Origin of the sequence: Sphingomonas sp. 2SG (assembly GCF_005503285.1) — a bacterium.
GTDB lineage: Bacteria > Pseudomonadota > Alphaproteobacteria > Sphingomonadales > Sphingomonadaceae > Sphingomonas > Sphingomonas taxi.
Genome location: NZ_SCMZ01000082.1, coordinates 1 through 9,403, shown reverse-complemented (window position 1 = coordinate 9,403; position 9,403 = coordinate 1). Strand labels below are relative to the sequence as shown.

The 9,403-nt window shown below is 68.7% G+C and carries 11 protein-coding genes; 1 reads left to right on the top strand and 10 read right to left on the bottom strand.

Annotated elements, in window-relative coordinates; translation table 11 throughout:
• Positions 1-94: 94 nt before the first annotated feature.
• A complete protein-coding gene (locus FFS23_RS19265; RefSeq protein WP_038662115.1) occupies positions 95-229 on the top strand; it encodes an entericidin A/B family lipoprotein in 135 nt (44 codons plus the stop codon).
• 94 nt (positions 230-323) lie between these two features.
• Here the strand turns inward: FFS23_RS19265 and tatC are convergent, their stop codons facing one another.
• The 10 genes from tatC to FFS23_RS19215 form a co-directional block, all read right to left on the bottom strand.
• A complete protein-coding gene (gene tatC / locus FFS23_RS19260) occupies positions 324-1,100 on the bottom strand; it encodes a twin-arginine translocase subunit TatC (RefSeq protein ID WP_137899872.1) in 777 nt (258 codons plus the stop codon).
• Positions 1,101-1,105: 5 nt separating this feature from the next.
• Positions 1,106-1,501 carry a Sec-independent protein translocase protein TatB gene (tatB, locus tag FFS23_RS19255; RefSeq protein WP_137899871.1) on the bottom strand — a complete coding sequence of 132 codons (396 nt, stop codon included), beginning with the start codon at positions 1,499-1,501 and terminating at the stop codon, positions 1,106-1,108.
• Between the two features lie 28 nt (positions 1,502-1,529).
• Positions 1,530-1,769, bottom strand: a complete 240-nt coding sequence (locus FFS23_RS19250) for a twin-arginine translocase TatA/TatE family subunit (protein WP_038662123.1) — start codon at positions 1,767-1,769, stop codon at positions 1,530-1,532.
• Positions 1,770-1,796: 27 nt separating this feature from the next.
• A complete protein-coding gene (scpB, locus tag FFS23_RS19245) occupies positions 1,797-2,375 on the bottom strand; it encodes an SMC-Scp complex subunit ScpB (protein ID WP_137899870.1) in 579 nt (192 codons plus the stop codon).
• Positions 2,372-3,097 (bottom strand): segregation and condensation protein A, encoded by a 726-nt coding sequence (locus FFS23_RS19240; protein WP_137899869.1) that lies wholly within the window; start codon positions 3,095-3,097, stop codon positions 2,372-2,374. The genes scpB and FFS23_RS19240 overlap by 4 nt, the downstream gene beginning before the upstream one ends.
• Positions 3,097-4,098: a beta-N-acetylhexosaminidase gene (gene nagZ, locus FFS23_RS19235; RefSeq protein ID WP_137899868.1), complete on the bottom strand. Its 1,002-nt coding sequence runs from the start codon at positions 4,096-4,098 to the stop codon at positions 3,097-3,099. The genes FFS23_RS19240 and nagZ overlap by 1 nt, the downstream gene beginning before the upstream one ends.
• A gap of 257 nt (positions 4,099-4,355) precedes the next feature.
• Positions 4,356-5,072 carry an SPOR domain-containing protein gene (locus FFS23_RS19230; RefSeq protein WP_038662134.1) on the bottom strand — a complete coding sequence of 239 codons (717 nt, stop codon included), beginning with the start codon at positions 5,070-5,072 and terminating at the stop codon, positions 4,356-4,358.
• Positions 5,072-6,796 (bottom strand): arginine--tRNA ligase, encoded by a 1,725-nt coding sequence (gene argS / locus FFS23_RS19225; RefSeq protein WP_137899867.1) that lies wholly within the window; start codon positions 6,794-6,796, stop codon positions 5,072-5,074. The genes FFS23_RS19230 and argS overlap by 1 nt, the downstream gene beginning before the upstream one ends.
• A 216-nt stretch (positions 6,797-7,012) precedes the next feature.
• Positions 7,013-8,161, bottom strand: coding sequence for a DUF1501 domain-containing protein (locus FFS23_RS19220; protein ID WP_137899866.1), 1,149 nt, complete (start codon positions 8,159-8,161; stop codon positions 7,013-7,015).
• A 4-nt stretch (positions 8,162-8,165) separates the two neighbouring features.
• Positions 8,166-9,403, bottom strand: a 1,238-nt coding sequence (locus tag FFS23_RS19215) for a DUF1800 domain-containing protein (protein ID WP_137899865.1), incomplete at its 5' end; no start/stop codon positions are given.

Genomic DNA, 9,403 nt, shown 5'->3' with positions numbered 1-9,403 from the left:
ATCCTACCGTATCATGGCAGGTCGAGAGTTCCGGGTCCGGAACGAATACGCCGCCCGATCATTCCCCTAGCGCTATTCAAGCCCAGGAGGTTCTATGCGTAAGGTTCTCGGATTGGTCGTCGTCGCGGGTGCGCTCATGGTCAGCGCGTGCAACACGGTCGAAGGCGTCGGCAAGGACGTGAAGTCGGCCGGCAGCACGGTCGCCAAGACCGCCGACGACGCCAAGTAAGCTTCCACCTCACGTGGTCGGAAAAGCCTCCGCTCCTGCGAGCGGAGGCTTTTTTGTGTGACGTGTTTGTCTGCCTCCCCGATGGGGAAGCGGGTTACGCCTCGACGATGTCGGTGCCTTGGACCTTCAACCGCTTGCGTTCGGTAAACCAGATGCCAATGATCGCGACCTCGTAAAGCAGGATCAACGGCACGGCGAGCAGCACCTGGCTCATCAGGTCGGGCGGGGTCAGCACCGCGGCGATCGCCGTTGCGCCGACGATCGCATAGCGCCGTGCGCCGATCAGCTGCTTGCGCGTGATGATCCCGGCCCGTTCGAGCAGCATCAGCAACACCGGCAGCAGGAACGCGATGCCGAAGGCGAAGAGGAACTGCATCACGAACGACAGATAGTTGCCGATCGCCGGCAGCGCTTCCTGATGGACGCCGCCGACGTTGCCCTGGAAGCTCAGCAGGAAATGCAGCGCCATCGGGATCGCCATATAATAAGCGAGTGCGGCGCCGCTGATGAACAGGATCGGGGTGGCGAGGATGAAGGGCAGCAGCGCGCGCTTCTCCTTGCGGTACAGGCCCGGCGCGACGAACTGCCAGAGCTGGTTGGCGATCACCGGAAAGGCGATCATCATCGCGGCGAAGAAGGCGACCTTCACCTTGACGAAGAACGCCTCGAAGATCTGCGTGTAGATCACCGTCTTCTGCCCGGCCGACAGCAGCGGCTGGACGAGGAAGGCGAAGATATCCTCCGCGAACCAATAGCTCAGGCCAAAGGCGACGACGAGCGCGGCGATGCAATAGAGCAGGCGCCGGCGCAATTCGATGAGATGGTCGAGCAGCGGCGCGCGGCTGGCGTCGACCTCGTCCTCGATGTCCATGCCGCTCATGATGGCGTGGTATCCGGATGCGGCGCCGGCTTGTGCTCGGGTGCCGGCATGACGACCGGCTTTTCGACCATCACGGCCGCATCAGGCTCGGCCTGCCCCGCCGGATCGGCCGCCGCGACCGGTTCGGCGGCGGCAACCGATTCCGCGTCCGACGACACCGGATGCTCGGCCATGATCCGGGCATTCTCCGCGGCCCAGCGCTTCTCCATTTCTTCCAGCTCCGCCTCGCGGACCATATTGTCGAAACCCTGGCGGAAGGAACGCGCGACACCGCGCGCCTTGCCGACCCAATAGCCGACGACCCGCATCGCCTTCGGCAGGTCCTTGGGTCCGATCACCACCAGCGCCACGAAGGCGACCAGCAGGAATTCGGACGGCGCGATATCGAACATGTAACGCTGTCAGCGGATCGAGGGCGGCTTAACGGTCGTCGCGGACGCGCTCGCCGTCGCGATCGAACGCGGGCTCGGCGGCCTTCTGTGCTTCGATGCGCGGCGCCGGCTTGGCGGGCACGTCGTCGTCGTGTTCGGCCATGCCCTTCTTGAAATTCTTCACACCCTTGGCGACATCGCCCATCAGGTTGGAGAATCGGCCGCCGCCGAGCAGCAGAATCGCGACGACGGCAAGAACGAGCAGATGGATCGGGCTGAAGCTGCCCATGGCGTATCTCCTAGAATGTCTTCTTATCTAATCGCTATCGGTGTCCTTTGCCACCTCCAAAGCTTCCTCGAGCGCAAGGTCGACGGGATCGAGCAGGCCGGCGGCGCGCAGGTCGTCGATCCCCGGCAGGTCACGACGGCTTTCGAGGCCGAAATGATCGAGAAAGCCCGGCGTCGTTGCATAGAGCAACGGTCGGCCCGGCAGCTCGCGCCGCCCCGCCGGGCGCACCCACCCGGCCTCCATCAGCACGTCCAGCGTCCCCTTGGCGGTGGCGACGCCGCGGATCGCCTCGATCTCGGCGCGAGTGACGGGCTCGTGATAGGCGATGATCGCCAGCGTCTCGATGCCGGCGCGGCTCAGCCGGCGCACCTCCTCGCGATCGCGACGGAGCAGATGCGCGAGATCGGGTGCGGTCTCGAAATGCCAGCGCTCGCCACGGCGGACCAGAGCGATGCCGCGACCGGCATAATTACTTTCGAGCCGGGCGAGCACCGCGCGCACATCGACGTTGCCGACATAGGCACGGATCGAATCGACGCCGAGCGGCTCGGCCGCGGCGAACAGCAGCGCCTCCACCGCGCGCATCGCGTCGTCGGGGGGCGTCATTGCAGCGCCCTGAGATATAGCGGCGCGAACGGCGCCGACTGGCGCAATTCCACCCTGCCCTGTTTGGCGAGTTCGAGTGCGGCGAGGAAGGACGAGGCGAGCGCGGACTTGCGCAGCCGCCCCGATCCGTCGGGCAGGAAGCTCTCCAGCGTCGTCCAGTCGAGGTGCACGCCGATCAGGCGCGACACGCGCTCCAGCGCCGCCTCCAGCGTCATCACCTCGCGATCGGCAACGACGTGCATCACCGGGCGGGTGCGTGCGCTGACCCGGCCATAGGCCGCGATGAGGTCGTAGATCTCCGCTTGCCAGCGGGCGTGGCGGATCGTCCGCAGCCCCTCCGGCGCGCGCCGCAGGAAGACGTCGCGGCCCAGCCGGTCGCGCGCCACCAGCCGCGCGCCCGCCTCGCGCATCGCGGCGAGCCGTTCGAGCCGCAATTGCAGGCGCAGCGCGAGTTCCTCGGGGTCGGGCTCCTGCTCCGGGTCGCGCGGCAGCAGCAGCGCCGACTTCAGATAGGCGAGCCACGCCGCCATCACGAGATAATCGGCAGCGACCTCCAGTTGCAGCGTCTGGCGTTGCTGGATGTAGCGCAGATATTGCTCGACCAGCGCGAGGATCGACAGCTTGCGCAGGTCGACCTTCTGCGCGCGCGCCAGCGTCAGCAGCAGGTCGAGCGGCCCCTCCCAGCCTTCCAGATCGAGCGTGAGCTGTTCGGGTTCGGCCATCAGACCAAAGCGAGAAACGCGTCGCGTTGCGCGATCAGCGCGTCGAAATCGCCCGTCGGTGCGCCGACGCTCGCCATCGCGCGGTCGAGGCGCGCGCGCGCGGCATCGCCGATCGGACCGAGCCTGCCGGCGATCTCGACCATCTCGTCCATCCGCGCCCAGCAATCGAGGACGAGGTCGCAGCCCGCGGCGATCGCGCCCGCGGCTTTCTCGCCCGCGGTGCCGGACAGCGCCTTCATGTCGATGTCGTCGGTCATCAGCAGCCCGTCGAAACCGATCGCGCCGCGGATCACCTGTTCGATCACGATCGGCGAGAGGGTCGCGGGGCGCTCGCGATCCCAGGCCTCGAAGACGATGTGCGAGGTCATTCCCATCGGCGCCTGCGCCAGCGTGCGGAAGGGTTCGAGATCGACCTCGAGCGCCGCGGCGTCGGCGGTGACGGTGGGGAGAAGATGATGGCTGTCGACCTGCGCGCGACCGTGGCCGGGCATATGCTTGACGACGCCGACGACGCCGCCGGCCGCCAGCCCCTCCAGCATCGCGCGGCCGAGCGCGGCGACCTGCATCGGCTCGGCGCCATAAGTGCGGCAGCTGATCGCCTCGGTGGTGTCGCGCTGCGCGATATCGATGATCGGAGCGCAATCGACGGTGATACCGACCTCGGCGAGCATCAGCCCGAGCGCCTGGCCGTTGGCGCGCATCGCCTGGATCGCCGACATCGGTGCGGTGTCGTAGAGTGCGGCGAAGGCGGGGCCGGCGGGAAAGGCGGGCCATTCGGGCGGCCCCATGCGGGCGACGCGACCGCCTTCCTGGTCGATCAGGATCGGCAGGTCGGTGCGGCCGGAAAGGTCGCGCAGGGCGTCGGTAAGCGCGCGGACCTGTTCCCGATCACGGATGTTGCGTTTGAATAGGATGTAGCCGGCGGGGTCCGCCTCGGCGAAGAAGGCACGTTCGTCGGGGGTGAGGGCGAGGCCGGCGATGCCGAAGATGACGGGCTTCATGCGGCACGGTTAGCGCGGGTGCGCGCAAGATGCGAGGGTTGGCCACCTAAGTCCTCCCCGGCGGGGCGAGACCGTTGCCGAAGGGGGCCGTGATGAGGTTCCTTCGGTTCGCCCGACAGATTCGTCACCCCGGACTTGTTCCGGGGTCCCCCGGGCCGCAGGGGTATCGCTTACGCCCTGAGCCGTTCCCCTCGCCGCGGAGTGGACCCCGGAACCAGTCCGGGGTGACGGTGTGGATGGGCGAAGAGCACCCCGCCTCAGCTCGCGACGAAGCAGCTTTCGCCGGCGACGCGCAGGCGGCCGCAGATATCGGCGGCCTGGTTGGCGCTGCCGGCGTTGACGCGCAGGCGATAGAGCGTGCGGCCGCCGGTGGCGACCGATTGTACCGACTTGCCGAGCGGCGCCAAATAGCTGAATCGCTTGGAGAAACCGTCCCACGCGCTGTTCGCCAGCGCCTCGCTGGGATAGGCGCCGAGCTGGACCAGCGAGCCGCTGGCGCCGGTCGCCGCCGGCTTGCGCTGGACGCTGACCGGCTCCGCAGCGACGAGCTTGCCGCTCGATGCCGGCACCTGCGCGACGGCGTTGCTGCCGCCGGGGCCGGCGGCCTTTGCGGTCGGCGCGACGCGATGGCCGTCGATCGGCTTTTCCGGCACCGCGTTGAGATCGATCGAGCCATTGCCCGCCTTGCCCGCGCTGGTCGCGATCGCGGCATCGCCCTCGCCCTTGACCTTGAGGCCGCCGGGCTCGTCGGGCTTGACCTTATAGTCGCCGTCCTGCGCGGCGATGAGTTGTCCATCGGCGGTCGCGCGGGTCTGCAGCTTGTAGATGCCGAAGATGATCAGCGCGAGCACGGCGAGGCCGACGACGACCAGCGCGATCGTCTTGCCGATCGGCGCGCCCTGTTCCTCATCGGGCTCGACGGTTTCGAGCCACGGCAGGCGGTCCTCGTCGCGCAGATCCAGTCCGTCCCCCATCACTTCATCTCCGAAACCGCGACCACACCCATGATGCTCAGCCCGTTACGGATAATCTGTGCGACCGCCGTCGCCAAGAACAGACGCGCCGCGGTGGCATCATGATCGTCGACCACCAGGAAGCGGCGGTCGGGCCGGTCGTTGCCGACATTCCACAGAGCGTGAAAGGCGGCAGCTAAGTCATACAGATAGAACGCAATTCTATGCGGTTCACGCGCCGTCGCAGCGGTCTCGACGATGCGCGGGAATTGCGCGGCGAGCTTCACCAGCGCCAGCTCTTCCGTATCAAGCCGGGACAGATCGGCGGCGCGGGCCGCGATCCCCGCTTCCTCGGCGCGGCGGTGCAGCGAGGCGACGCGGGCGTGGGCGTATTGGACGTAGAAGACCGGATTGTCCTTCGACGCCTCGACCACCTTGGCGAAGTCGAAATCCATCTGCGCATCGGAGCGACGGGTCAGCATCGTGAAGCGGACGACGTCCTTGCCGACCTCGCGCACCACGTCGGCGAGCGTGACGAAATTGCCGGCGCGCTTCGACATCTTGACCGGCTCGCCGCCGCGCAGCAGCCGAACCATCTGGACGAGCTTGACGTCGAAGCGCGTCTTGCCGCCGGTCAGCGCGGCGACCGCGGCCTGGATGCGCTTGACGGTGCCGGCATGGTCGGCGCCCCAGATGTCGATGAGCTGGTCGGCCGACTGGCTCTTTTGGAAGTGGTAGGCGAGGTCGGCGCCGAAATAGGTCCACTGGCCGTTCGACTTTTTGATCGGCCGGTCCTGATCGTCGCCGAACTGGGTCGAGCGGAACAGCGGCAGCTCGACCGGCTCCCAATCCTCGGGCGTTTCGCCCTTCGGCGCTTCGAGCACGCCGTCGTAGACGAGGCCACGCGACCGCAGCTCCGCCTCGGCCGCCTCGGGCTTGCCCGCGGCCTGCAACTCGGCTTCCGACGAAAACAGGTCGTGATGGATGCCGAGCAGCGCCAGATCCGCGCGGATCATCACCAGCATCGCCGCGACCGCACGGGTGCGGAACAGCGCCAGCCATTCGCCTTCCGGCGCGCCGACGTAGCGGTCCCCGAATTCCGCGGCGAGGTCCTTGCCGACGGGGACGAGATAATCGCCCGGATACAGGCCCTCGGGGATCGCGATCGTCTCGCCGAGCGCCTCGCGGTAGCGCAGGTGCGCCGAGCGGGCGAGCACGTCGACCTGACCGCCCGCATCGTTGACGTAATATTCGCGGATGACCTTGTGGCCGGCGAATTCGAGCAAGGCGGCGAGCGCATCGCCGACCACCGCGCCGCGGCAATGGCCCATATGCATCGGACCGGTCGGATTGGCGGAAACGTATTCGACGTTGACGCTGATCCCCTGCCCCTGCGTCGAACGGCCGTAATCGGCGCCGGCCGCCTGGATCTGCGCGAGTTCGTCGCGCCATGCGGCGTCGGTAAGGCGCAGGTTGATGAAGCCGGGGCCGGCGACGCTCGCCTCGGCGACCTCGTCCAGCTTCGCCAGTTCGGCGGCGAGCGCCTCACCGAGCGCGCGCGGGTTGAGCTTGGCCGGCTTGGCGAGGACCATCGCGGCATTGGTGGCGAGGTCGCCGTGACTGGCGTCGCGCGGCGGCTCGACCGTCACGTTCTTGCGATCGAGATCGGCCGGCAACGTGCCGGCGGCGACGAGGGTATCGAGAGCCGCGGCGACATGCGCGGCGAAGCGGGTGTAAAGCGTCATGAGCGTCCGTTCGGCGAAAGTCCCCTGCTCTAGCTTACAAGCGGGGTGGGTTCAAATAGCTGCACTGCACCATGGCGTGTTGGACGACATGGACCAGATGGACACCTTAACGGAAACGATCGAGGGGTGATCGTTTCCGTTTCTGCTCTGATCGATCAGCGCGCCACGTTCGATGCCGGGTCTAACAGAGGAGGTGTCTGTAGGACAGCCGGCCCCTCACACCCGCAGCAGCCCCTCGATCGCCGCCGTCTTCGCACTCGCCGGGAAGAGCGCGGCCATCGCGCGGGGCGGCTCGACCGCGAAATGGTCGGCGACCGCGCCGCCGATGAAGGCATCGAGCGGCGTCGTCGGCTTGAGGTCGCGTGCCTCGTAAAGGCTGGCTGGCGCGAGGCCGGGCCAGTCAGCGAGGACGCGGCCGCCGCGGACCGCGCCGCCGAACAGCATCGCCGCGGTGCCGGTGCCGTGGTCGGTGCCGCCGGTGCCGTTGATCGCGACGGTGCGGCCGAATTCGGTCGCGACGAGAACCAACGTATCATCCCATACCGGGCCAAGACCCGCCTGAAGCGCGCCGAGCATCGCGTCGAGCCCCTTGAGCTGCGTCGCGAGACGGCCGCGCTGGCCGGCGTGGGTGTCCCAGCCGCCGGTCTCGATCGTCGCGATCCGCGCGCCGTTCGCCGGCGCGAGCAGCCGCGCCGCCAGCGCACCGGTCGCCGCGGCGTTGCGGCCGTTGTCGCGGGTGAGGTCGCCGGTCAGCTGGCGGGTCTGCAGCGCCTCGTTCCACAGGCCGTGCAGTTGCGCATCGCCTTGATAAAGCTGCGTTACCCGAGCGAGCAGGTCGTCCGAGGCGTCGGGCAGCGACGAGGGCGCGTAGCTCGCCACCTCGCGGCGGCCGCGCAATGCCATCGGCACGGTGGCGGCGATCGCGATCGCCTTGGCGTCGTCGGTGGGGACGACGCCGAGCAGGCGGTTCATCCAACCGTCCTTGAGCTGATAGGCGCCCGTGCCGCCGGTCTCGAGCACGTTCTGGCCGTCGAAATGCGAGCGGTCGCGATAGGGCGAGGCGATCGCATGCGCGAACAGCGCCTGCCCCTTGCCGTAGAGCGCGGCGGCGTTCGCCATCGCCGGGTGGAGCGCGAACATTGCATCGAGCTTGGTCCCGGCGGTGAGATCGGCGGCGAGGTCGCCGCGCGCGCCGACGAAGGCGGGATCGCCGGTCGCGCCGATCGTGCCGAGTCCGTCGGCGGCGCCACGCTGGATGATGAAGACGAAGCGCTTGGCGGTCGCCGCCCTGGCGAAGGCCATGCGCGGCGCGAAGCTGCCGAGCAAGCCGAGGCCGCCGGCGGCGAGGAAGGAGCGACGATCCATGATCTTACCTCCGCATCATTTCGGGCGAGACGAGCAGCAGCGCGAGCGCCTGCCCGGGGCTTTCGGCGCGGGCGAGCGCCTGCGTGGTGGCGGGCGAAACCGCGTCGGGGAACAGCCGCGGCGCGAGCGCGCGCGCGTCGATCGTCGCGCCCGAACGGGCGGCTAAGCGCTCCGCCGCCTCGACGCGGCGCATCACCGCATCGGGACCGGCCCAGCTCGGCGCGGTGTCGTCGTAACCGATGGGCTGGCCGGGCTTCCACAGCGGCTGGCCCAATTGGTTGAGCAACCCCTGCACCGCCTGCGGCTTGACGTCGGCGAGGCCGAGCGCGCGATAGGTGGAGACGGTCCATTCCCACGGCGTCTTGAACTTGGCCGGCGCCGGCCGCCACGCCTCGGGCGAGGCGATCAGCGCGCGATAGACGGTGGGCAGGTCGCCGTTCGAGCGGCGGAACGCCGTCTCCAGCCGCGCGACCATCGCCGGCGGCGGCGCGTCGTCGGCGAAATGGCGGGCGAGCTTGGTGGCGACATGACGCGCGGTTGCGGGGTGGACGGCGAAATCGGCGAGCGCGGCGCGCGCCTGATCCTCCTCGCCGGGCGGATAGGTCTTGCCGAGGATCGTGCGCGCGCCGGGCTGATGGATGTCGGGGACGAAGGCGAAGCTGCCCGGCGGCCGGTCCGCGACGAAACGCGCGGCCGGGCCGCCGCCGATCACGCCGACCGTCCAGCCGGTCATCGCGCGGGCGAATTCGGTGACGTCGGCCTGGGTATAGCCGGTGCGGACGCCCAGCGTGTGCAGCTCCATGATCTCGCGCGCCAGATTCTCGTTGAGCCCGATCCGGCGCTGGCCGCGCGCGGCGGCTTTAACGCCGACCGGACTGTCGGGGCCGACCGACACCGCCTGATCGAGATACAGCAGCATCGCCGGATGGCGCTCGACCGCGAACAGCATGTCGGCGAAGCGGCCCATCACATGCGGGCGGATCGCCTCCATCTCCAGCGTGCCCGACAGGCCGGTGAGTTCGAGCTTGTCGGCGGAGACGGCGAAGTGATTCGACCAGAACCAGACGAGCCGCTCGGCGAAGGGGGTCGGCGTGGCGATCGCGACCGCGGTGCGCGCGCCGACGAGGTCGACGTAATCCTGCTGCGCGGCGCGCTGGGCGGTGTCGCGTGCCTGCTGCCTGGCGTCGCGTTGCGGGGCGGGCGGCGCGGCGCCAGGCAGCAGGCTGTACCTTATACACATCT

What these genes read in the sequence shown, in the direction of transcription:
- FFS23_RS19265 (WP_038662115.1), top strand. Translation starts at nt 95, where the DNA reads ATGCGTAAGGTTCTCGGATTGGTCGTCGTCGCGGGTGCGCTCATGGTC.
- tatC (WP_137899872.1), bottom strand. Translation starts at nt 1,100, where the DNA reads ATGGACATCGAGGACGAGGTCGACGCCAGCCGCGCGCCGCTGCTCGAC.
- tatB (WP_137899871.1), bottom strand. Translation starts at nt 1,501, where the DNA reads ATGTTCGATATCGCGCCGTCCGAATTCCTGCTGGTCGCCTTCGTGGCG.
- FFS23_RS19250 (WP_038662123.1), bottom strand. Translation starts at nt 1,769, where the DNA reads ATGGGCAGCTTCAGCCCGATCCATCTGCTCGTTCTTGCCGTCGTCGCG.
- scpB (WP_137899870.1), bottom strand. Translation starts at nt 2,375, where the DNA reads ATGACGCCCCCCGACGACGCGATGCGCGCGGTGGAGGCGCTGCTGTTC.
- FFS23_RS19240 (WP_137899869.1), bottom strand. Translation starts at nt 3,097, where the DNA reads ATGGCCGAACCCGAACAGCTCACGCTCGATCTGGAAGGCTGGGAGGGG.
- nagZ (WP_137899868.1), bottom strand. Translation starts at nt 4,098, where the DNA reads ATGAAGCCCGTCATCTTCGGCATCGCCGGCCTCGCCCTCACCCCCGAC.
- FFS23_RS19230 (WP_038662134.1), bottom strand. Translation starts at nt 5,072, where the DNA reads ATGGGGGACGGACTGGATCTGCGCGACGAGGACCGCCTGCCGTGGCTC.
- argS (WP_137899867.1), bottom strand. Translation starts at nt 6,796, where the DNA reads ATGACGCTTTACACCCGCTTCGCCGCGCATGTCGCCGCGGCTCTCGAT.
- FFS23_RS19220 (WP_137899866.1), bottom strand. Translation starts at nt 8,161, where the DNA reads ATGGATCGTCGCTCCTTCCTCGCCGCCGGCGGCCTCGGCTTGCTCGGC.